This is a genomic window from Paenibacillus qinlingensis (genome assembly GCF_013204845.1).
Taxonomy (GTDB): domain Bacteria; phylum Bacillota; class Bacilli; order Paenibacillales; family NBRC-103111; genus Paenibacillus_E; species Paenibacillus_E qinlingensis.
This window is the reverse complement of record NZ_JABMKY010000041.1, coordinates 1-23,261: the sequence shown is the minus strand read 5'-3', so window position 1 is coordinate 23,261 and position 23,261 is coordinate 1. Positions and strand designations below refer to the sequence as shown.

At 46.0% G+C, this 23,261-nt stretch carries 17 protein-coding genes and 2 riboswitches; of the genes, 6 read left to right on the top strand and 11 right to left on the bottom strand.

The annotated features are described in order from the left end of the window. From uca to HQN88_RS36410, 3 genes are all read right to left on the bottom strand, one after another. Nucleotides 1–3,624, bottom strand: a complete 3,624-nt coding sequence (gene uca, locus HQN88_RS36420; protein WP_173121393.1) for an urea carboxylase — start codon at nt 3,622–3,624, stop codon at nt 1–3. A 121-nt stretch (nt 3,625–3,745) separates the two neighbouring features. Then, the gene (locus tag HQN88_RS36415) at nt 3,746–4,396 is read right to left on the bottom strand and encodes an urea amidolyase associated protein UAAP2 (RefSeq protein ID WP_173121391.1); all 651 of its coding nucleotides are present in this window, start codon (nt 4,394–4,396) and stop codon (nt 3,746–3,748) included. A 30-nt stretch (nt 4,397–4,426) separates the two neighbouring features. Then, complete coding sequence (locus HQN88_RS36410; protein ID WP_173121389.1) at nt 4,427–5,146, bottom strand: urea amidolyase associated protein UAAP1; 720 nt, start codon at nt 5,144–5,146, stop codon at nt 4,427–4,429. 69 nt (nt 5,147–5,215) lie between these two features. After that, a riboswitch (guanidine-I (ykkC/yxkD leader) is annotated at nt 5,216–5,315 on the bottom strand. Between the two features lie 190 nt (nt 5,316–5,505). After that, nucleotides 5,506–5,610: riboswitch (guanidine-I (ykkC/yxkD leader) on the top strand. 87 nt (nt 5,611–5,697) lie between these two features. On the opposite strand from HQN88_RS36410, the gene HQN88_RS36405 reads away from it, so the two are divergent. Further along, nucleotides 5,698–7,041 (top strand): APC family permease, encoded by a 1,344-nt coding sequence (locus HQN88_RS36405; RefSeq protein WP_173121387.1) that lies wholly within the window; start codon nt 5,698–5,700, stop codon nt 7,039–7,041. A gap of 487 nt (nt 7,042–7,528) precedes the next feature. On the opposite strand, the gene HQN88_RS36400 is transcribed toward HQN88_RS36405, so the two are convergent. The 5 genes from HQN88_RS36400 to HQN88_RS36380 form a co-directional block, all read right to left on the bottom strand. After that, the gene (locus tag HQN88_RS36400; protein WP_173121385.1) at nt 7,529–7,684 is read right to left on the bottom strand and encodes a hypothetical protein; all 156 of its coding nucleotides are present in this window, start codon (nt 7,682–7,684) and stop codon (nt 7,529–7,531) included. Nucleotides 7,685–7,703: 19 nt separating this feature from the next. Further along, nucleotides 7,704–8,690, bottom strand: a complete 987-nt coding sequence (locus tag HQN88_RS36395; protein WP_173121383.1) for a Gfo/Idh/MocA family protein — start codon at nt 8,688–8,690, stop codon at nt 7,704–7,706. A 101-nt stretch (nt 8,691–8,791) separates the two neighbouring features. Further along, entirely contained in the window at nt 8,792–9,901 is a 1,110-nt protein-coding gene (locus tag HQN88_RS36390) for a Ger(x)C family spore germination protein (protein ID WP_173121381.1), read from the bottom strand. Beyond that, nucleotides 9,894–10,973, bottom strand: coding sequence for a GerAB/ArcD/ProY family transporter (locus HQN88_RS36385; protein ID WP_173121379.1), 1,080 nt, complete (start codon nt 10,971–10,973; stop codon nt 9,894–9,896). Before HQN88_RS36385 ends, HQN88_RS36390 begins: the two co-directional genes overlap by 8 nt. Before the next feature lie 13 nt (nt 10,974–10,986). Beyond that, nucleotides 10,987–12,492: a spore germination protein gene (locus HQN88_RS36380; RefSeq protein WP_173121377.1), complete on the bottom strand. Its 1,506-nt coding sequence runs from the start codon at nt 12,490–12,492 to the stop codon at nt 10,987–10,989. 259 nt (nt 12,493–12,751) lie between these two features. On the opposite strand from HQN88_RS36380, the gene HQN88_RS36375 reads away from it, so the two are divergent. The 5 genes from HQN88_RS36375 (at nt 12,752) to HQN88_RS36355 (ending at nt 15,591) form a co-directional block, all read left to right on the top strand. Beyond that, nucleotides 12,752–13,174: an SRPBCC family protein gene (locus HQN88_RS36375; RefSeq protein ID WP_173121375.1), complete on the top strand. Its 423-nt coding sequence runs from the start codon at nt 12,752–12,754 to the stop codon at nt 13,172–13,174. Between the two features lies 1 nt (nt 13,175). Next, a complete protein-coding gene (locus tag HQN88_RS36370; RefSeq protein WP_173121373.1) occupies nt 13,176–13,547 on the top strand; it encodes an ArsR/SmtB family transcription factor in 372 nt (123 codons plus the stop codon). Between the two features lie 106 nt (nt 13,548–13,653). After that, nucleotides 13,654–13,821, top strand: coding sequence for a hypothetical protein (locus HQN88_RS36365; protein ID WP_173121371.1), 168 nt, complete (start codon nt 13,654–13,656; stop codon nt 13,819–13,821). 541 nt (nt 13,822–14,362) lie between these two features. After that, nucleotides 14,363–15,130 (top strand): DODA-type extradiol aromatic ring-opening family dioxygenase, encoded by a 768-nt coding sequence (locus HQN88_RS36360; protein ID WP_173121369.1) that lies wholly within the window; start codon nt 14,363–14,365, stop codon nt 15,128–15,130. An 89-nt stretch (nt 15,131–15,219) separates the two neighbouring features. Then, a complete protein-coding gene (locus tag HQN88_RS36355; RefSeq protein ID WP_173121367.1) occupies nt 15,220–15,591 on the top strand; it encodes a DoxX family protein in 372 nt (123 codons plus the stop codon). 206 nt (nt 15,592–15,797) lie between these two features. Here HQN88_RS36355 and HQN88_RS36350 read toward each other — a convergent pair whose 3' ends face one another. The 3 genes from HQN88_RS36350 to HQN88_RS36340 form a co-directional block, all read right to left on the bottom strand. Next, nucleotides 15,798–16,712, bottom strand: a complete 915-nt coding sequence (locus tag HQN88_RS36350) for an AraC family transcriptional regulator (RefSeq protein ID WP_173121365.1) — start codon at nt 16,710–16,712, stop codon at nt 15,798–15,800. A 72-nt stretch (nt 16,713–16,784) separates the two neighbouring features. Next, nucleotides 16,785–17,495 carry a metallophosphoesterase family protein gene (locus HQN88_RS36345; RefSeq protein ID WP_173121363.1) on the bottom strand — a complete coding sequence of 237 codons (711 nt, stop codon included), beginning with the start codon at nt 17,493–17,495 and terminating at the stop codon, nt 16,785–16,787. A 150-nt stretch (nt 17,496–17,645) separates the two neighbouring features. Continuing rightward, complete coding sequence (locus HQN88_RS36340; RefSeq protein WP_216855933.1) at nt 17,646–22,808, bottom strand: S-layer homology domain-containing protein; 5,163 nt, start codon at nt 22,806–22,808, stop codon at nt 17,646–17,648. Between the last annotated feature and the right edge of the window lie 453 nt (nt 22,809–23,261).

Genomic DNA, 23,261 nt, shown 5'->3' with positions numbered 1-23,261 from the left:
TTACGCAGATTGTGCAATACCTAGAATTAATTGTCCGGCATGCACCTGATCACCCGGCTTAACGCCAATCATGGAAACATAACCATCACAAGGCGCGTGCTGCGGGAACTCCATTTTCATACTTTCGAGGATCGCCAGTTGGTCGCCCTTCTTCACTTGTTCCCCTGGGGATACCAACACTTTCCAAACACTTCCTGGCATAATACCACGAACCGCAACTGTTCCTGCTGGCAACTCATCTTCTGGTGCAACATCACCTGTCTCCTGCTCGGAGACATATTCAGCTAACCCTTTCGCTTTCCAACTCTCGCGTTCTTCATTGAACGCTTCACGCTGCTGGATACGGAACGTATCCGTTGTTTCTTCTATAGAGCTTAAAAATTGTAGATATTCACCTAAATCAAACGTCGTCTCTTGAATGTCAGCCTCATAACGGCCGCGAGGGAAGTCCTCACGCAATTGCAGCAGCTCTTCCGCACTTACTTCGTAGAACTGGATTTGATCAAAAAATCTCAACAACCAAGGCTTACCCGCCTGAAAACTCTCCGTTGAGCGCAGACGATTCCACATTTGAATGGTGCGTCCTACGAATTGATATCCACCTGGGCCTTCCATCCCATACACACACATGTAGGCACCGCCGATACCGACGGCATTTTCTGGTGTCCATGTACGAGCAGGGTTATATTTCGTTGTGACGAGACGATGACGAGGATCAACCGGTGTTGCCACAGGAGCCCCTAAGTACACATCCCCTAACCCCAGTACGAGGTAGTTCGCTTCATATACGATTTTCTTCACTTCATCTATGGTGTCTAATCCATTAATTCGTTGAATGAATTCTAAGTTGCTCGGGCACCAAGGCGCATCCGGGCGCACCCCTTGTTGATACCGTTCGATCGCAAGCTGCGTTGCTGGATCATCCCATGACAATGGCAAGCGCACAATACGGGAAGGCACTCGGAACTGTTCCAAAGGAGGGAGAGCAGCATCAATCTCGACGACCTTACGGCATGCCTCCGTTACTGTGATTTGCGACGGGTCAATATGAATTTGCAAGGAGCGAATCCCCGGCGTCAGATCCAACACGGGAATCGAACCACTTTCCACAATCGCCTGCATCAAAGCCTGCACTTGGAAGCGAAGCAGCAAATCCAGCTCAAGCTCACCGTATTCGACGAGCAAGTTTTGATCCCCACAGCAGCGGATCGTGATTGGGAAGCGACGGTTCTCTACTTCATGAAAAAGTCGCGGATATTCCGGCGTAATCTCCTCATTCACAACAGGCAATTGCACATGTACTAGTTGGTCAAAATGCCCCTCGCCAATCGCACGCAAGTTGCTCTCTTGCAGATCACGCAGTGCCTCGGCTTCAGGAAGCGTCAGCAGGTGAAAACGGATCGAGTCACCAGGGTGCAGCTGACCTAGCTTCCAGAATTCAGCCGACGCTGTCGTCACCGGACATACGAAACCGCCAAGACTCGGTCCATCTGGTCCAAGCAGAATCGGCATATCACCGGTCAAATCCAGCGTACCGATCGCGTAGGCATTATCATGAATATTCGAAGGGTGAAGTCCCGCTTCACCGCCATCTTCACGTGTCCATAGCGGAGCAGGCCCTTTCAAACGAACGCCCGTTCGAGAGGAGTTAAAATGCACTTCCCAGCTCGTTTCTGTCAGTTGATCCAGATACTCCGTCCGCAAAAACTCACCTGTACAATGCGGTCCAGGAACGACCCCAATCGTCCACTCGCGTGTCATGCCAGGGCGATGATCCTGGGCTAATTCGTAAACGTCTTGCACACGGTTCTCTCCGCCTTCATTGACCCCAAGCACATCGCCCGTACGAAGTGCACGTCCGCCGTGCCCCCCGAAGCCGCCCAACGTAAACGTGGACGAGCTGCCTAGAAGCTTCGGCATATCGAGTCCGCCGCCGATCAATAAATACGTGCGCATGCCCTCTTTGGCTTCGCCAAAGCTCAGCACTTGCCCTTGCGTGGCATGGACAGGTCGATACGTAGCAACCGTTTCCCCATCGAGCTCAGCTTGCATATCCGCACCAGTTATGCAGAACCACATATCGCTGCGGAACTTGTAGGAGCCGCCACGCAGGGTCATTTCAAGACCAGGTGCATCGTCGGCATTGCCAAGCAGCTTGTTCCCGATACGGAACGACAGTGGATCCATTGGCCCACAAGGCGGTACACCGACATCCCAATGGCGAATTCGGCCTGGGAAGTCTTGCACGGTTGTTTGAATACCGCCATCGACGACTTCAAGAGCACGTTCTGTAGGCTCAAACGTATTCAATAATTGCGTGTAAACATTACCCGTGAGGCAAGCTTCTTCTTGCAGAAGCGCACGTACATACTGCAAATTTGTCGTTAATCCGTACATGCGCGTTTCAGCGAGAGCTTCTACTAATTTATGGATCGCGTCTAAGCGGTCTTTGCCATGGACAATGATTTTAGCCAGCATCGGGTCATAGAGTGTCGTTACAGTTAGACCATCGCGAACCCATGTCTCATTACGTGCTTCATTAGAGAAAACAGCGCGATCCAACTGCCCTGCACTCGGACGGAACTGCTGAAGGCAATCCTCCGCGTAAATCCGCGCTTGGATACTATGGCCTTCGGGTTTGCGGATCAGCGACCCTAAATCGTTCAACTCAAGTGCCGCTTCGCGCACCATCCACTCCACGAGATCAATGCCGAGTACTTCTTCTGTCACACCATGCTCCACTTGAAGGCGAGTGTTCACTTCCAAGAAGTAAAACTCACACGTTTCTGGATCGTAGAGATACTCAACGGTTCCAGCACTGCGGTAACCTACTTCTGCTGCCAAACGTTTCGCCGAAGCGAACATCGCCTCACGTACTTCGTCCGACAGGTTCGGAGCTGGGCTCTCTTCAATGACCTTCTGATTACGACGTTGGATGGAGCAATCACGTTCCCCTAGAGTTACGACCTCGCCTAAGGAGTTGCCGAAAATCTGTACTTCAACGTGACGAGCACGGGCAATATATTTCTCGAGGAACATGCCTCCGTTTTTGAAATTCGTTTCGGCCAAATGGCGTACGCCATCGTAGGCAGAGCTCAGCGTGGCTTCATCTGCACATACGCGCATGCCGATACCGCCGCCGCCTGCTGTACTTTTTAGAATAACAGGATAGCCAATGCGTTTTGCTTCTGTTAATGCTTCCTCCAGCTCCGTGATTAACGGAGTACCTGGCAGCATCGGAACACCTGCTCTTTCAGCAATCTCACGCGCGGAATGCTTGAGTCCGAACATCTCCATTTGTTCCGGAGTCGGTCCGATGAATACAATGCCATGCTCGCGACAAGCACGAGCGAAATCCGCATTCTCACTCAAGAAGCCATACCCGGGATGGATCGCTTGCGCACCGGTTTCGAGCGCTGTTTGGAGAATCAGCTCTGTATTCAAGTAACTCGACTTCGCTGGCCCCTCACCGATCAGTACAGCTTCATCGGCTCCATCTACATGTAAACTATCTTGATCTGCCGCTGTATAGACAGCCACCGATTGAACTCCCAGTTTGCGCAATGTACGCTCGATACGTACAGCGATGGCTCCACGGTTCGCAATTAGCACTTTCGTAAACATCGTAACCACTCCTTCGCATTTATGTTCAAATAGTAGAACGTATATGTTTCACATCATAAATTGGCTATATTTCTCCATAAACACACTCGTCCTAATTGCACGGGGTAGCTGTTTATTTCGGTTATTTATCCCAGATAAGCACCTGTATCGGTGTCGGGTTATAAGCATTACATGGATTATTAAGCTGCGGACAATTGCTGATCAGTGCCATGGTGCTGCCAATGGACTGCATTTCGACATAGCAGCCAGGGGCTGATACGCCGTCATCGAATTTCAAGCTGCCATCCGGTGTCACGGGTACATTCATGAAGAAATTAATATTTGGCGCTAGATCGCGCTTCGTATATACACCGTCTTGCCCAGCTAGCTGGAGCATGAATGTATCACGACAGTTGTGCATCGACAGCTTATCGTGCGAGTAACGCACAGTATTGCTTTGTGCCGAGCAGGACCCGCCGACGGTATCATGACGTCCGCAGGTGTCAGCTACGATTGTAAGCAATGCCTTGCCTGACTCGGCTCTTAAGATGGAACCTGTGCTCAAGTAGATATTGCTTTGTCCTGTGATCGTCGCCACTGCACTGTAGTGATCCTCGGGATTCTCCGCATCATAGAACAATGTGTCTGCAGCCTGATTGCCCTCCAGATCCACGATCCGCATCACTTGTCCTGGCTTCAGGACACGCATCCAGCCATCCCCTGCTTGAACCACTTCACTATATATCGCATCCTCCACTAAACGAGGGCTTTCTACTCGATTAAAAACGGCCATTTTCGTTCCTCCTCCTGTTAATCGTTTCTACTAAGAACCTAACAGTGTGTGATATTCCCATGTATTTTCAAAAGCTCGGCGATTCTCCGGGCGATAATTCAAGCAATAATCGTCTTCATTGACGGGTGATGCTGCGAGCACTTCGATTTTGACAGGCACAGATGGATAACTCGCTCTTGGATCAAGTGGGTTCGGCGTGTTGGACAGAACGACTAAAGTATCTAACTCTGTTCTCAGAGTGACCGTCGCCCCTGCTTGACAGTGTTCTAAGCTGAGCCGCATATCCCCGTTGTCATTCACAATCACTTTGGAAAATAGATTCACCACCGGCATCATATCCCGCATACTCAAGCCGTTGCGAACCAGCTCAACCGCGAAATTCTCTTGACCGCTCCGCAGCCAATCATTACGTAGCTCTTGATAATTCGTCGTTCCGTACTTGGCATCTGTTGCCGCTCGGCTTGTGTATCCGCTAAGTGGATCATGCCACCCTAAGCTGTCTTCCACGATACTCACCATCGCACGGCCGTTATCACTCATCAGCACATTGCCGCGAGTTAAATGAGCGGTATGCTGTGCTTTGAGCGTGTCCGGCATATTGTAACGCTCCGTCAGATCTTTCGCGTGGTAGAACTGGATTGACACATTCGCACCTGCTTCCAGTGCAGTCAATCGAATCAACTTCCCTTTGCCAATCGTTCCTGACCACTTATCCCCTGGCCCGATGTCCTTGCTCCAAATGTTCCCCATGCTATCGCTCTCCTTCGCTTTTTGCTTAAACAAAAAGGGAGACATCACAAGACCCATTGTCTTGGTGATATCTCCCAGGTTTTTATCCTTCCGTGGCACTCTTTCACAAGAGTGGTTTACTCTCGGACCAGCCCGGCATGTTACCGGCGGAACCCTAGTAAACAATCGTATTCGTTTGTGTTATTAAACATAACATCGACGATGATTCATGTCAATAACTTCAAGTTATTTTAGTTAATATACGTAAAATACTTCTCACAACCCTAATTATGTGTTATATTAACTTACACAAACGACAAATATCTAACATCATAAATAAAATGGTTAACCACCTTACATAAAAGTCACGAAACATTACATACAAAGTTTTCTAGGGTTCCGCGGGCAACCTAATTCCCGGACTGGACCAAGAGGAGACGCACAGCTAAACACTGTGTTCACGGAGGGATAAAAGCCCGGGAGATATCTGTAACCTAGATATCGCCTTGGCTTTTTTGCATACAAATCTCTTCTGTGTTCACATTAATCACTGATGAGGGAGTGTTATCGCTATGACCACTGAAGGCACACTACGTAAATCCCTAAGCTTGTACCAAGTTGTTTATATGGGACTCGCTTGGATGACCCCTATGATTTATTTCTCCATCTATGGGATCGCCTATGAGAATGCGCATGGCATGTTAACACAAGCCTATCTGCTCGCCTTTATCGCTATTTTCTTCACCGCGTACAGCTATGGTGTGATGTCGAAGGTATTTCCCACTTCAGGTTCCGCCTACACCTACACCAAAAAAAGCATCCATCCCTATCTAGGATTTCTCGTAGGCTGGGTCTTGCTCTTGGACTATTTCTTCTCCCCTATCATCGCTTGCCTAACCTTCGGCATCTATCTGCATGCGCAGTTCCCATCCATTCCTGCATATGTGTGGATCATTGGACTTAACATCGTCCTCGGTTTCATCAATATCATTGGCATTAAATTCTCTGCAAATATCAGTAAATTGTTCGTCTGGATTCAAATTATTTTTATCGCTGTGTTCTGTTTCTTCCTATTCCGCAACTTATCTGGTGTTGGTGAGATTCACCCACTACAGCCTTTTCTACAAACGGATGTGCCTTTCTCCACCATTCTCGTCGGTGCCTCCATTATATGCTTCTCTTTCTTAGGCTTTGATACGGTGACAACAATGGCCGAAGAAACAGTCAATTCCGAGAAGACCATTCCGCGTGCCATTATGATCATTATCATTACAGCTAGCGTTCTATACTTAGTGCCCTCTTTCCTAACGCAACTCGTGTATCCGCATTTAACTTTTGTTCATATGGATTCTGCAGGCTTTGAAATTGTAAAAATGGTAGGCGGCGCCGCATTGAGCTCCGTATTCCTCACTGTTTTAATTCTTGCCATCTTCACACAAGGATTATCGTCCGTTACAAGCGTGTCACGCCTCCTGTTCGTGCTAGGTCGAGATAACGTGCTGCCGAAGCGAGTGTTTGCGTTTCTACATCCGAAGTTCAACACACCGGTTTTCAACATTGTGATCGTTAGCGTCGTCTCGTTGCTCGCACTCGTGATCTCCTTAGATAACGCGGTGAAATTCGTCAATTTCGGTGCCCTTACCGCCTTCTTCTTCGTCAATATATCTGTCATTGCTCAAAAGTATTTGAAAGAACGCCAACGCTCGCCGAAGCAAACAATCTTGTATCTGGCGCTTCCGTTGCTAGGCGCCGGATTCATCGGCTATCTACTATCATTGTTGGATAAGGACGCGTTATGGATGGGCGTAACGTGGCTATTGATTGGGGTGGTGTACCATCTCGTTCAAAAGCGTACCGCTCAAACCAAAGATACCGCAGTCAGCATGCGCGCTGCACGGTCTACTCACTTAAATTAACGCACAACAAGAAGAACCTGAGGATTTCATCAGGTTCTTCTATTCTTATGTAGGGGTTCACTACTACTTCACACTACACCCCACTTAACCTTATCGCACAATTCATTGCTTCATGTTTCAACCTCTAACTCTACCTTCTTGTCTACTTCACTACTCCACCTTATTACCTCCATCCCTACCCTCATGTCTACTTCACTCCCACCTTATTACCTCCATCCCTAACTCGCCCCCACATCGTTACCTCTCAACTCCATTCCCATCTCCAACTAGCTAATCACTGCCTCTCCGCAACACAACGCAAAAAATAGCTGGAAAAACTCCAGCTATTTCCCCACATATTCAGCTCTTTCGAACATTAACTGTAAAACCTCCAGCTAATTCCGAGTATTTCCCGCAAAATGGACCTGACGCGCGGAATTAACTACATTATTTCCAGCTATTTCTGATTTTCAGTCGAAAATCATGGAAATAGCTGTAGTTTTTCCAGTTAATCGCGCCGCGCCCAGCCAGTTGGTGAGAGAGGCCGATTTGGGCTTGAATTGGCTTCGTTTCGCTTGGCTCCGCTCTCAGCTCGCTTGGCACCGTTTGGCCCAACTCGCTCTGCTCGGTTGGGTTCAGTTCGCTCGGTTCGGCTCAGCTTCACTTGGTTCATCCTAACCAAGTTACTTCCGATCCGCCGGGAAAACTAACCCGATCTGTCTCCGCGCCTCATCCATAATCGCCATCGCTGCACTGGAATTCGCATGTGAATTCGTCGGAGACTCCAACTCGCCCGCCTTAATCAGCCGGCTAAACTCTTCCGCCTCGTAGCGCATCGTTCTTACGCTCTGCTCACGCGTCAAATCCTCTACCGAACCGTCGCGGTACCGAATTTGCACTTTCTCTGGTTGGTTAATCTTATCGATAACCATGGTCGCCAGTTCGCCCTGAATTTCAGCAGGCAGGTAGGAGCTAGCGATTTTGGAGTGCTGAATCACAGCATCCATTTCTTTGTAGCTTAGCAACAAGCTACCCTCGCCATCTACGCCGGATTCCAGCATCACCGCACTCGCTTGTACCCGCTCAGGCGCACCGAACAACACAACCAATGGATAAATACAATACACACCCAAATCCATCATCGATCCATTTGAAAATACAGGATTGAACGCATTCAGCACAGTCCCCTGCTTGTAGGCGTCATATCTGGATGAATACTGGCAATAGCTCGCAAAATAACGTCTTACTTTCCCAAGCTTATGTAAATTCTCTTGTACGACTTTAAAATTAGGCATCAGCGTCGATTTCAACGCTTCCATGAACACAACCTGATGGCTGCGTGCCGTTTCAATCATCGCCGCAAGCTCCGCACTATTGGAAGCCGCGGGCTTTTCGCAAATGACATGCTTCCCATGCTTCATGCAATGAACAGCATACTCCGCGTGCAACGAGTTAGGACTCGCAATATAGACAGCATCGAATGCGTCGCTTTGCGCAAATGCCGTTAAGTCTGTAAATTGATGGGCCACATCAAATTTCGCTGCGAATTCTGCAGCCATTTCTTCCGTGCGGGAGTAAACAGCAGTCAGTTCAAACTCTCCTGTTTCGAGTGCTGCATGAATGAATTCCTCGGTGATCCAGTTCGTACCAATAACTGCGAATCGTATCATTTTCCCCATAACTCCTTTATCCTAGCTATATTCTCTGACCTCTACCCTATCAAATTCAACCTCCAAATTCAATTATCATTACGTTTCTACCTACTTTGAACTCACTGAAACTTCCCGTAATGCTTGATCTTTACTTTCGCTTGACAATGAACCTCTACCTCGGGGTACACCTCACGCCAGTCCATCGCTTTCCATTCCTTATAAGGAACGATAAGCTTAATCGCGTTGCCCAGCCCGAGACTATCCACATTATGCTTCTGCATATCTTTCACGATGGTCTCCATGTGCGAGGTGATTTTCTCACCTATTTTGGCCTCCAGTGCATGCCGATCTTCTTCCTTACTAATTTTCAAATCTCCCATGTACTCCAAAATAACACCGCTGACTGATATCTCGAAATCAACTTTGAACGAGCTTTCTCCCGCGCGCGCCGCGTGAACCTGTCGCTTGCTAACCAACGAATCGAACAACACAAACTCTTTCTTTTCTCCCTCTTCACTTAGACGCATGGGTAATGAGCCCAATTTGAAATTTTTGCTTAACATGGAGAAAAAAATCGTTTCCTGGTCATCAATCTTCATTAGATAACGATCATCTTGAAATAAAGCAATACCATTTACCTTCACATGGTCTCCAATGTCTTTAATGATCGGAGCAACAGGGTCTATGCCATCATCGTAGTAATCTCTAGTGAACTCATATAAAGTAATCTTTGGAATGCTTTGGAACCTCATTTCAGATTCCATCATTCGATCAATATACTGTGCTGTTCGTAAGTAATTGCTGTACTTTTTGACTAATAAGTCATGGGCATTTCCATCTACGACGGTCACTTTGACACGTGGTGAAACGGAAGGATCCCTCACAAGTGTATCGATATCATCCCAAAATCCCCGCTGAGCTAGTGTCGTTCCGAACATAATATTACGCATTTGTCCACTAACTAAAACCAATTGAGTCTGCCTAGAGAGATCTACTTTCGCACCCTTGCTACTATCGGAAATGGTCGTTAAGACTTCTCTTGGCCTTCGGCCCTCGTCCACAGCTAGAGGTATACTATTCGTCACCTTGAGCATGTCCCCAGGCATTAAATCAAAAGCTGTGGTATGGGTTAGTCCAATCTTCTCTAAGATCCGCTGATCATTCCCACAGCCGGTCATCGTCATCAGTAGCATACCAGTAATCAGCCATTGAAACCGCGTCTTATGCAAGCTGTTTTCGCCACCTTTGAATAGAAAGAATACCAATTAAGCAAATCGGCAGGACAAAGGAATAAGCGATCGTAAAATACGTACAAATAAACAACCATTTACCAACTTCATCCAACACACTCGGAATGAACGAAAGGAGAAAAGTGATTACCATCAGATAGAACGTGATCCGTGTAAACTTACTCTTGGTGAAAATTCGCTGCATACATAAACTCGCTACCCAATGATACATAACAATTGTAATGAGAACCCGAAAGACAAGAAAGCTAAACAGGATATTCTCCGCTCGTTCGATAAACGGAAATTTAATATACGCAAGTAAATCAATACAAGGAAACATAATTAATTTCAACTGTTGCAAGCTGTAGAATCCGAAGCAAACTAGGCACACACTTACATAAATTAGAAAGCTAACTGCATTAGCTAGCTGTACGCTTGTAAAAAATCGCACTTTCTGCTGAACATACGGGAACAAAAACATACAGAGCTCATACCCCAAATAAGAACCGTATAGATTAAAAATCCCCTTCCAGTGCTCCTTCCCCTCTTGAAATATATAGAATGTATATCGCGATAACTGCAAATCATTGAAAAATGGAATTTCCAATGGCAGCATCCACAATATCAAAAAGAAAAATACGGTACTCGCCTTCACAATCGTATAAAAACCTTTAATGAGCAGTAAATACGCAAGTAGGCTAATAACAAACATGAAAGTCATCGGGTTAGCTGTTGGAAATGCCGTAACTTGAAAAATAAGAACATATTCCTTAGCAACCAAACTAGCCGTAAATGACCAAGTAAACCCGACAATGGCATACAATGGATACACAATCCACTTGGGCAGGTAGCTTTCAAAAATAGTGAATATATCAGCACCGTTTCCCATCTTCCATACAATCCAAATTAGATATATATTGAACGCAACTACTGCAGCGACAACAACTAACATGAGCCAACCGTTATAACCAAAATATTCAGCTGCAATACGGGGTAAAGCAAAGATCCCCACCCCGACTTGTATCATATGAATCAAAATGAAGATTTGGAACCCGTTCAACTTCTCATTCACGCACGGATCATCCTTATTTTCTCATTTTATTCTTCTTCGAATTGGTCGTCTTCACTTGATTTGGCCTCGCTGTCAACATGGAAAAAGGACTCCGAATGAAAACATCTTTCCAATCGCTCCATTTAGTAGGTGCAAAAGGTGATAAATAGGAAGTCCCCAAGCTGGTTAATCCACATAAATGGATGACAATATAACCGATACCTGCCATCAGACCGAAATTCCCCCATACACCCGCCAACAAAATCAAACCAAAACGGATAAGACGAATCGAGGCACTCATCACATAGCTCGGAATGACAAAAGAGGAAATCGCCGATGAAGCCACTGCAATAATGAGAATGTTACTCGTCAGACCTGCTTGAACAGCTGCTTGACCGATAACAATACCACCAACGATACCGATGGTTTGTCCGATTTTGGTCGGCAATCGTGCCCCTGCTTCTCGCAGTAGTTCTATCGTAACCTCCATCAACATCGCTTCGATGACTGGAGGAAATGGCACCTTACTTCGTGATTCTCTCAACGTTAAAATCAACGCCTCAGGAATCATCTCATAATGATACGTAGTCACAGATACATAGATGGCAGTAAACGTAATGGTTATCAAGAAAGCGATAAACCGAAGCATCCTTGTAGCGGTCCCGATCGACCATCTCTGATAATAGTCATCCGCTGAAGAGAAGAAGTCGAAGAAAGCCGTCGGAGCGCTCACCGCTGCCGGACTTCCATCTACAATTGCCAAAATGCGGCCTCCCACCAATTTGGAAACAGCCGTGTCCGGACGCTCTGTAATTAGGAATTGCGGGAATAAGGAGTACGGATAATCATCAATATACTGAGAAAACATGTTACCATCATAGACCGCATCAATTTCAATTCCACGAATACGCCGAACAAATTCATCAACCAGTTCCATATTCGCAATGCCTTTGATATAAAGGACAAAAACGGCGGTTTTGGTAACTTCACCGACTTCTAGCTTGACCACCTTCAAATGTGAGCTTTTCACCCGTCTTCGCACTAACGAAAGGTTCGTACCCGCGGTTTCAGTGAACGCATCATGTGGTCCTGTAATAACGGTCTCGGTTTCAGATTGCTGCACACTCCTGGCTTCTGGGCCATAAACAAAAAATAGGTAGACTTTTTCATTATGAAAAATAGCCACTTGTCCAGACAGTATTCCAATGACAATTTCCTTAGCATCATCTGATTGTTCAAATTGTGACTGTTCCAAAATATGGCTTAAATCATCAGTTTGCACATTCGCTAATGGATCCATAACTTCCCGAGACAATTGCGTGTGATCAATCATATGGGGAATATATATAATATCAACTTGGATGCTAGGTATGTTTCGATGAAACACATCAATACAATCCTCGAATTGTTCCAGAATATGAGCTAATGATATAGACTCATCCGCATTGGCAGGCTCAGTTAACGCAGGTATCTCAAATCGTTTAGGCTCTTTATCTACTTGCCGCGGGAAGGAAAACAATAAACGATCCCATATGGCCATGCACGATCCCCTCCAGCTAGAGCTTTCCATTATTCTGAGCAGTTACGCTTAAAATATTCCATTTTGCCCAAAAGTTGCGCTAGGTCGCGCATCTTGACACGAAACCAAATGGTTTCATATAATAGTATATGTAACCAAATGGTTTCGCTTTAGCGTATCCGATGGAGAAGTGATTTCGCGGGAAAACTAGGTTGATGTGCTTTAAACCACAGGTAAGGTAAAAAGCAAATAACAATACTGCCATTGGAGGCCTATTACTATGGAAAATAAAATGCAAACCCTGCCCGATATTAAGCAAACACTTATTTTTAATGCACCGATTCAAAAAGTGTGGAATGCGGTAGCGACTTCTGAAGGCATCGCCGTATGGTTCATGCCGAACAATTTCATGCCGGAGCTCGGCTATGAATTTCATTTGGAAGCTGGCCCTTTCGGGAAATCCCCCTGTAAAGTTACTGAATTAGATCCCCCGAATCGTTTAAGCTTTTCTTGGGGGAAAGACTGGTTTCTGACCTTTGAACTGTCCGATCTAGAAGGTAAAACGGAGTTCACCCTCACCCATGGCGGTTGGGATATCGACAAAGTTACCGAATTCGGTCAACCGCATGATACGGTTCGCGATACCATGTCACAAGGCTGGGCAGGCATCGTCCAAAGGCTCTCTGCTTACATCGAGGCTTAAGATGGCTATTCCCGCACAAAAGCATGACGTCTTCCAGGCAATTGCCGACCCCACGCGACGACATCTGTTGCAGCTTCTGGGTGATCAGGAAATGCCTGTCACGGTCATCTCAAGCCATTTCCCCATGAGCCGTACAGCGGTATCGAAGCATCTTCGTATTCTCGCCGAGGCCGGCTTAGTAAAAGAACGTAAAGTCGGCCGCGAGACCCGTTACCGATTAGAGGCTGAGCCGCTGATGGAGCTCAAACGCTGGCTTTCCTACTACGAGCGCTATTGGGAAAATAAACTTAATGTGCTCAAACGTTTCGTTGAGCAGGATGATGATGCAGCCGAGCTCAAATTCACCCCACTTGAAGTGGTGGATCCAGAGTAATAGATGAATTGCGCGAAGAGTCTTCCATATCGGGAGGCTCTTTTGCGTTGCGGGCCTGGAGATTTGCGATAGGCTGCGTGATTGGTTGCGAGGAGCAGTGGTGGCTATGGGCCGATTGCGGTGGGCGGATACGACAGACCGGGCGGGATGGGCTGTGATGACTGCGCTGACTGCCATGGGCCGGGGCGACAGGCTGCAATGTATCGAGAGGCGCCCTCACCGAAATACGGTGCACCATGAGAATCAAATAGATGGAAAAACTCCATTTAATTAGGGTGTTTTCACCTTAATTCTCCAAATAGATGGAATTTATGTAGTTAATTCAGGGGAATTCGGGATAGTGACCAAAAATCGAAGGAACTAGCTGTAGGAAATCCAGTTATTCATTAAAAAAGGTATTTCCCCAACAAATTAGCTGGAGAAAATCCAGTTATTTACTCAACTTTACTCGGCGAACGTTTCTTCTACTGGATCTCACTTGAGGTCGGGGTTGGGATCCCGCACAATCTACTCTACTCTACTCTACTTCTCACCCACTTCACTTCCCAACTCTCGCCCTAACTATTATCCACACTAATAACCTTCACTTCACTTACACTCCACTTCACTTCACTTCACTTCACTTTCATCCTACTCCTCCTCCCTCACCTAACCCCCTCTTTCACCTATCCCCTATTCCCTTAAACCTCCACCAAAATAAACTTACAAAAAGTAATTAACTTACTTGACGGAGAGAAAACAAAGGCGTATCATTAGTTACATAAAGTAATTAAATATACTTAAGTATATTAACTATAAATAAGGAGATGTTTATCATGATTTCACCGATTTTTGTTGGCCACGGTTCACCTATGATGGCATTGCAGGATACCGCTTGTACGCAATTTCTACTCGAGTACGGTAAAAAGCTATCACCCAAAGCCATCGTTATTTTCACCGCGCATTGGGAAACCGAAGTACTTACCATTTCCTCCACGAATGATGTATATGAAACCATCTATGATTTCCGCGGCTTTCCTGACGAGCTTTTTCAATTAAAATACCCAGCCAAAGGGGATTCCACCCTGGCACAATCGATCGCGGAGCGCTTTCAAGCGAAGGGTATTCCTGTTCAGCTCGATCACACACGCGGTCTAGACCACGGCTCATGGGTACCGCTGCTGAGGATGTTCCCTACACCTGAAGTTCCCGTCGTTCAAATTTCAGTGAATCCGTATTTGCCTCCTGCCGAACAGTACCGAATCGGCGAAGCCCTGCGTGGTCTGGATCAGGAAGACATCCTGATCATTGGCAGCGGCGCAACCGTGCATAACCTGCGCGCGTTAAACTGGGACGCAACCGAGCCGGACGCTTGGGCGGTCGCTTTTGATGATTGGCTTGCTGCGAATATGCAAGCTAAGAACCTGGAGGCGTTGTTCAACTACGCCGCAGAAGCCCCAAATGCGAAGATGGCCGTGCCGCGCCCTGAGCATTTCATTCCTCTCTACATCGCGATGGGGAGCGGTGATCCTGAGCGGCCAGTCCAGATCATCCACCGCAGCTACGAGGTGGGATCACTGAGCTATTTGGCCGTTTCTTTCTAATCGGCGCTGCGTGGATAGCGTGCCGCATGAAATTGGTTATGTTGCACATGCTAACATAACCAATTTCAACTAACAGAGGTGCTCAAGCATTGACATGGACGACTCGCATCATTCAAATCTTATTGGCAGCAGCGTTTGTCATGTTTGGGATTTTGAAACTGTCTACCCATGAGCTGCAAATGGAAGTCTTCACATCAACCTACGGGTACAGTGTAGGGTTCATGTACATCGTCGGAGCCGTCGAACTTGCAGCTGGTGTAGGGCTGATCCTCGGCCTATGGCACCCGCGGATTGCACTGCTCTCCGGAGGTGTTATCGCCATGATTATGGCGAGCGCAATGCTGACCCATATTCGCTCCCACGAGGGGATGCGGACTTCAGTACTGCCCTTGATCTTCCTCATGATGGCGCTAATCGTCGTTATCAGAAGCTCCCGCAGCCAAGAACGGTCATGGGGTTAAGCGGTAGCTCATTCGGTTGGTTGTGCGAGCCAAGATTCATACAAAAAAAAGAGACCCACAGCAACGGGCTGCGGGTCTTACATATATATATATTTAAAAGGGGGTCGAATTTCATTATAGGTTCCGAACCTTAAAAGGACATGAAATTCAGATGTCATTTGCGTGACAATTGATTCGTTAATTATTACAGCTTGCACTTCGTTTATTTATTCAGCCAACTTCGCCTTGATCGGAATATAAATATCCATCTCCACAAGCTCATGCAGGTTCGAATGACAGCGCTCATCATAATATTCAAACTCGGCACTCCCCGCGTGCTCGTACCCTGAATGCGGAAACCATTCCGTGAAAATCGTCTGCCACGTACTTTGAATGGATGCCACAAACTGCTCCTGCTTCACCTTCGGTGTCGTGAATACAGCGTAATTCGCCTCCGGAAACTCGCGGCATACCATATTCGCCGGAACGTCCTCAAAGCTCGTTGCCTCCATCCCGATAATGTAGGTCAAATCCCCGCTCTCCAAGTCAAAATCCGCACAAACTCCAATTTCAACGGGTACACCTGTGTGAACACGATTCGGAATATGTTGCCCTAACCCTTCTTGCATATATTTCTGCCAGAACAACGGGATATCGCGGTGATTCTGTCCCTCTTTGCAAGAAGTCTTCAATTCATAACCAATTAATTTGAAACTAGGTTTCGTTTTCAAAGCGTAGTTCATACGTATTCCTCCTAAATAGGGATTAAATTTCCGATCCAGCACATTCACTCTGGGATAGTTAGGCGGTCGTATGCCTTGCTTGCGATAGGCAAGCGGGGTACGTTCAAACACCTTTTTGAATGCCCGCGTGAAATTTTCCGGGGACTGAAAGCCATTGTCGAGGGCAATATCGATCAACTTCTGCTCGGTATATGCGATTTGATATGCCGCTCTCGCCAATCTTCTCTTGCGAACATATTCCATCACCGCGTCCCCCACCATGGTTTGAAAGACGCGATGAAAATGAAAGGCGGAGAAACAGGCGACCTCGGCTAAGCATTCAACAGAAAGCGGACCCGACAGATGCTCCTCAATATGATCCAGCGTCATCTGAATCCGCGTCTCATAGTTGGTATCCATCGTCTGCCCCCTTCAACTTCATAATCTCAGTTTACGCCATTCGGAACTACGCTTCTTGATATTTCTTGCTCCCTATTTCCAACTTCCTTTGGAAGCAACGGAATATGTTTTGTATTGATTCTTCCCCTTAATTTCAAGGAGATTCAGCTGCAGACCGTAGGCACAACCGCCATCGATTCCGATTTTATCCGTATCAAACCACACTTCTGCCTTCCCATGAATATCCTTCGTCGTCGTATGTCCGAACACAACAATCTTCTTCACAACGGTTTTCTGCTGCACAAATGGCGCACGAATCCAAATAAAGTCCCGCTCCGGCTGTGTTTTCCAATCTACATAAGCAGGATTCAGCCCGGCATGTACAAAAATATGCGTGTCATTCTCGTAATAAAGCGGCAGCTCACGTAAAAATTCCAGATGCTCACTGCAGTTCGCCCGAATACGCTCTTTTGCTGTTTTCAAATCAAAGTCCCTAACTCCGCTAAAGCTTTGGAACGTCTGTATGCCGCCATGCTCAAAAAACTTCATTTCCGTCAAGTCGTCGGTCCCGGCCATCACTTCCAAAAAGCGCTGATCATGATTCCCTTTGAGTGCGATTGCACCCTTCTCACGCACCAGGAACATCACATGCTCCACAGTCTCCCGACTCGCCGGTCCCCGGTCTACATAATCTCCTAGCAAAATAAGTTGGTCCTCTTCCGCGTTAAACTTTGCTTTATCTAGTAATTCCTTAAATTCATCCGCACAGCCGTGGATATCGCTAACAGCTAGTAATCGTTTCATAGACGTTTCCCCCTGATGATCTCTAGTAAACTCCCATGTATATGAAGCTTATTTTAGCATATTTCGTCACTTACGAGCTTCCTTAATTATGGAAATCTATGTGGAAGCAGGAAAAAGGACGCCCTGAGCAGGACGTCCTTCAACAACCTATTAATTAATAAATGCAACAAATTGTAAGAATCGCTTCAGCATGACCGCAGCTTCCGCTCTTGTCGCAGGCGCTGCCGGGACAAACTCCGTTGCGCTTACACCATTAACAATTCCAGCACTTACCGCCTCAGCTACGGCGTCTTTGGACCATGCACTCAAGCTCTTGCTATCCGTAAATTTGTCTAATTGCTTGAGGTCAACAACAGCTGATTTACCGACAAATGTCATCGCTCGCGTAATCATGACGGCCATCTGCTCTCTCGTGATGCGCTCATTTGGCCTGAAGGTGCCATCTTCAAAGCCCTCAATTAATCCAGCTTTAGCCGATGCACCTGCCGTCCCCGCAAACCAACTGTTTGCAGGTACATCCGTGAAACGCGTTGCCCCCTCTTCGTTTAGGCCAAGCGATCGAACCAGAAGGGCTGCAAATTCGGCACGTGTAATGTGATTGTTAGGTTCAAAAGCAGTATCCGAAGTACCCTTGATCACCAATTTGGAAGCCAACAATTCGATCTCATTCTTCGCCCAGTGTCCTTTTACGTCATCGAAAGTCTTCGAAGATTGAGCAACCGCGTAGATGCTATTACCATTACGCTTAATCGTGACTTCTGCTTTGCCATTTACGGTTGTTACAATCGCCGGAACGAAAGACATCTCCCCAGTTTCCGGGTTGAACAATACCGCAGTTAGTTGATTGGAATCTACTGTTTTAACCAAGGTCATCGTTCTTGGCACGTACGTATTCCCAAAATTGTCTACCTTTACAATCTTCCCATTACCTTCCGCGGTAATAGTGAAATCAACGGCACCAGAAAGCAGTGTTAGTCCCGCTTGTTTCGCCTTAGCGTTAATCAGTTCGGCCGTAGGGCCCGATACTTTTTCGATCGTGATGTTAATTTTTACGTTACTTACATCAGTACCAAGCGCATCCGCAATATTCGCAAGATCCAACGATTTGGCAGGGAGATCGTAAGTCACCTCATTACTTTTAATGGATAACACGGTATCTGCTGCATCTTTCAGGCCCGACGATAAGGCGTTAGCATCAACCTGAACTTGAGCAGCCACTTCTGTGCTATTTACATCAATCAAAATCTTCTGCTTATCCGAACCATTGGACTTAAGTGCATCAAATGCTTTGCCTAATGTACCACTATCCACCGTAACGACCGCAATGATTTTCCCGTTAATCGTCTGATTCACCGGATTGATTGATACTTGCACGCCGCCATCTATAATTGTCGGTTCAACTGGTGCTGCACCCCCAGAACCCCCAGGTGAGCTGCCAGTCGAAGCTTGAGGTGCAATAAATTGAAGGAAGCTTCCTCTGATTATGTTACCTTCTGCATTTCTTTGATATGGCAATGAGGCTGTCAAACTTACGAAGTTGGCATTTGAAAGGGATACCCCTGATTTATTAGCTGAGACTGTCCCATTAAACATAAAGTTATTGTCAGCTCTTAATTCTGTTGGATAACTATCTTTCGTTAAATAATCCTTCTGATACGACACAAATCCATTTATGCTGAAGTAAGAAGGTTTATCTGCATACGGTTGGAAGTATAAGTTCCCTCTTGCATTGTTAAAGCCAATATTGTTTTCAGCTATGACCCCTGGGTTGCTATTATTCGTAAATCCATACGCACCGTTGCCAAATGCCATGCTGTTACGGATGACATGGTTGACACGAATGCCTTCGCCACCCAGTTTAAATCCGTTTTTATCACCATCACCTACACGGTTATTCGTTAAGGTACCATTGTTATACGCAATACTGTCTTCAATGAGAACAGGGCCAATAGCACCTGTACCTGCTTTCGTGTATAAATCCCAACCATCATCAATATTGTTATGGGCAATATCGCCTCTGAAAATGTTGCCAGTGCCCGACGTTAATTTGGCAGCGAAACCATCCGCATTGTTATTCGAGGGATCCACATTATCAAAAGATTCACAATTCAGAATGAGATTATTGGATGGCCACAACGCTTTGTTAGACTCTGTTAAGTCTGTGCGGCTGATTTGGAGACCCGTATCTCCATTGTCATAAAATCTGCTGCTTTCCACGATGTTGTTGCTTCCACCAACCGTAAAGCCCTTGGTATTTGCTGCCGAACGGGTAAAATCAATACCTTGCACATGCCAGTAATTGCCGCTTAGCACAACACCTTCGGATCTTTTGTCAAAATCAATAATTGGCTTAGCACCTGGCGCCGCAACCAAATATTTCATCGCATCAGCGCTGCCGTCATTGCCTTTCTTGATTTCCAATTTGGCGTTGCGTACATATCGACCATCCTGCAGGATGATTTTCTGACCGGCCCGGACATAATCAATCGCGGTGTCCAAATCAAGCGGGCTATCGATGGTACCATTTCCCCCACTAGTCGCTGTTGAGGATACATAGATGTCACCGTTATCCACATAGGTTTTCATATCGACCGTTTGATTTTTGACAATTTTAGTATAGGTAGTCAGATACTGCGTATCGTCAGGCACGAAAGTTGCAGTAAAGTTCGTATAGGTATTCGCAGTAACCGTTCTGTTAAGAGTTACAAGCTTACCCGCTTCCATAATTGCATCTTGTTCGAAGATGTTGGGTCCTTGTTTGATCGTAACTTTCCCGTTCACATTGGACATCAAGCCTAACGTATACGCAGTTACAGAAGTGCGTGTTAGACCTACAAAGTTAACATCAGGCACGACAGGCTGTGGAACTGGTGCTTGCATAGGTGTATCGGTATTCGCAGAGGTAACTTTCAGCTCCATACCACTTATCGTAATCGTTGCAAGCCGAGCGGTGTAGAAGCCTACATACATGTTATCGCCATCTTGAATTGTCATGATATCCGGCGCATAAATTTCGGCACTTGTCCCGTCATTTAATCTACCTGTGAATCCGCTGTTCGTTTTGATTAGCGTGAGCTTGTAATTCGTTGCCGTATTGCTCGCAGCAGGTCTGACCGAACTAAGCATACTGCTTTGAATGCCTTTACTGCCTGCGCCATCTGGCGTGGTAACACCCGTTCTCACGAACAACTGCGTACCGTTCGGCAAAGTCGTTCCACCGCTGTAACCACCAATCGCTGCAATATTGGATGCAAAAACAGTGGAATCACCTTGCGTACCTATAGCATCTCTAGCCATAATCCCGAAAGATTCTTGACCATCCTGCGGCTCCTTGGCATAGGCTTCAACTTTGATATTTGCCGACAATTCAAAGTTATCCTTCCTTGCATCCAACTCCGTGTAGTAGAAAGTGATGCCGTCATGGTCGCCGGTCACTTTACCGCCACCCTCCAGCGCCTCAAGCTTAACCGACCCATCTTCGTTGACCGTTACTTTATTATTCGTATTCGATGTGGATTGTCCAAAACGAATCGATTTCCACGCATACGTTTTATTTTCAACTACGGTTACTTTAAGGATCGTCTGAGGGATTGCCGCATTATTAGGAACGATAGCGATATCGTATACACCTGGCATCGTTTTATCGAAAGCGTTAGTATCGACCGTATACTGGGCATCTGGCAGTTCCTCTAACTTACTGCTGTAAACCGCCGATACAACCATACCTGCTCGATCAAAGTCTTCACCAATCGCATATGTCGTTCTGGGATATTTCGTTACTTGGCTGCCAATCATTTGTTGTGGCAAAACAGTAATCGGAAATGAAGCTGTCGCCATTCCTTTAATCGTAGAAACCTGTACTGTTTTCGTACCCGCTGTACTCATATCGGCAGGTGTAATGGCATATTCGCTTTTCAAAAGCTTAACTTCCTTATTATCATTGTACTTTGCATACACAACTACGCCGTCTTGAACGAATTTGTCGCCGACAAAGTATTCCGTCTTTCGTGGCAACTCTCTAACTTCTAGACCTGTCAATTGCGCATTGTTAACCGAAACATTAAGCGTAGTATAGGTAGATGAAGTGACTGTCGATGTCACTTTTACCATCTTTGTGCCAGCTGTTACGAATTTATAGGTTGCATTCGTTACGGTTACATCAGCTTCTGGAAAAATAGAGAATGCATATTGACTACTTGCCAATTCGACCCAATGACTACCGTAATTGTATTGACCTAACACGGTTAGACCTTGGGAGTCAAAGACTTCACCAGGGTAATATTCCGTCTTGGCAGGGAGATATTTAATGTCCATTCCGGTTACGATTAAAGGCTGAAAGGTTAACGGAATAGATGCCGTCTTCCCATTGAAATTCACAGTAATCGAACTCGCTTCCGCTTTCGTATTATTAAATCCAGAGACAATATAATCGCTCGTCGATAACTCTTTCTCAACGTTCCCCTCATATACTGCCGTGACTTTCAATCCTGTCAGATCAAGGTCATCACTTACGTAATAATCTTTTTTCATGGAATCAGCATCCACTTTTAGACTAATAGGGGCTCTTGTGTCCTTAGTGAAGGTTACATCGCTGAAGGTAACCGCCGTATTTCTCGCAACATAAAGTCCTGCATATGCAAAACCCCCAGCAATTCTGTCAATCACCTGAGTTTGATTACCAATTTTCAGTAGATACACATTCCCCGACTTTTTAAGGCTCAGTGCATAGCTCACCCCTACATTGGGGACACTCGCCGTATTGAATTCATATCCTGTTCTTACTTGAGTTAAAGGATTACCGTTTTTATAGAAACCCTTCATTTTTTGGTCAATAGCACCAACAGCAATATATTCTCCGGTGTATGCTTTTAATGCTGGAGGCGTTGTTGCTCCTTGGTTTTCGTTCATAAGAATATCTTTTCTCAGCATAATACCAAATGATTGTTGTGCATCCGCAGTAGATGTCCAAGCATCCACTTTGGCTGTTGCGGAAAGCTCGAAATTATCATTTGCATCCACTTCTCGAAAATAGTAAGCCATTCCTTCACTACTGCTAGAGATTTTCCCCTTATTGCCAGTAGCCACTTTAGCACTAGTGATAGCAACCGATTTATCCACATTCTCCGTAATCCCAAAATTTACTGTCGACGGATTGCCACCGATATCACCAAAGACGCTTCCCTTCCATGCACTCGTGTTGGGAATGTTGATCATCCCTGCTGGTGGATCTGCAGCCAGAGCTGCAGTCGGCAGCATCGCTGCCACTATGCATACAGCCATCATAAAAGCGATTAATCGATTCTTTTTCCTCAAGTCACATATCTCCTTTTAATTTGGATTGCGAGAAGTGCTTATCGTGTCGCTGGGAGTCTAGGGTGTGGGGTCTAAGGTGCAGGCATCTAATAGCTGAACTTGCGAGGGTTGTACTTGTATGCGCTTTCACTAAAAAGGATGTTTCTTTTTTATCCATTTAAATAGAAAAACTCCATCTAATTCCCTCGCTTTAGGCGTGTTTGAAGAACTAACTGTATTTCCTACAGTTAGTTCTCCTCCTTTTAGCAAGATACGTTTGAATTGTCCGAATTAGCTGGAGTTTTTCCATCTAGTTAATGAAATCAGGATATTTTGTGAAAAATAACTGTAGGTTTGAAACTAGAATAAAAAGTAGACACCTCGTTAGGAGATGAGGATAATAATCTTATCAGGAGGTGTTCATTTTGGGTGAACAGCGGCAAAGGTATAATGATGAATTTAAACAACAGACGG

Bases quoted from the DNA above. Each gene is read 5' to 3' on its own strand.
- uca (WP_173121393.1), bottom strand. From the start codon at position 3,624: ATGTTTACGAAAGTGCTAATTGCGAACCGTGGAGCCATCGCTGTACGT.
- HQN88_RS36415 (WP_173121391.1), bottom strand. From the start codon at position 4,396: ATGGCCGTTTTTAATCGAGTAGAAAGCCCTCGTTTAGTGGAGGATGCG.
- HQN88_RS36410 (WP_173121389.1), bottom strand. From the start codon at position 5,146: ATGGGGAACATTTGGAGCAAGGACATCGGGCCAGGGGATAAGTGGTCA.
- HQN88_RS36405 (WP_173121387.1), top strand. From the start codon at position 5,698: ATGACCACTGAAGGCACACTACGTAAATCCCTAAGCTTGTACCAAGTT.
- HQN88_RS36395 (WP_173121383.1), bottom strand. From the start codon at position 8,690: ATGATACGATTCGCAGTTATTGGTACGAACTGGATCACCGAGGAATTC.
- HQN88_RS36380 (WP_173121377.1), bottom strand. From the start codon at position 12,492: ATGGCCATATGGGATCGTTTATTGTTTTCCTTCCCGCGGCAAGTAGAT.
- HQN88_RS36375 (WP_173121375.1), top strand. From the start codon at position 12,752: ATGGAAAATAAAATGCAAACCCTGCCCGATATTAAGCAAACACTTATT.
- HQN88_RS36370 (WP_173121373.1), top strand. From the start codon at position 13,176: ATGGCTATTCCCGCACAAAAGCATGACGTCTTCCAGGCAATTGCCGAC.
- HQN88_RS36365 (WP_173121371.1), top strand. From the start codon at position 13,654: ATGGGCCGATTGCGGTGGGCGGATACGACAGACCGGGCGGGATGGGCT.
- HQN88_RS36360 (WP_173121369.1), top strand. From the start codon at position 14,363: ATGATTTCACCGATTTTTGTTGGCCACGGTTCACCTATGATGGCATTG.
- HQN88_RS36350 (WP_173121365.1), bottom strand. From the start codon at position 16,712: ATGGATACCAACTATGAGACGCGGATTCAGATGACGCTGGATCATATT.
- HQN88_RS36345 (WP_173121363.1), bottom strand. From the start codon at position 17,495: ATGAAACGATTACTAGCTGTTAGCGATATCCACGGCTGTGCGGATGAA.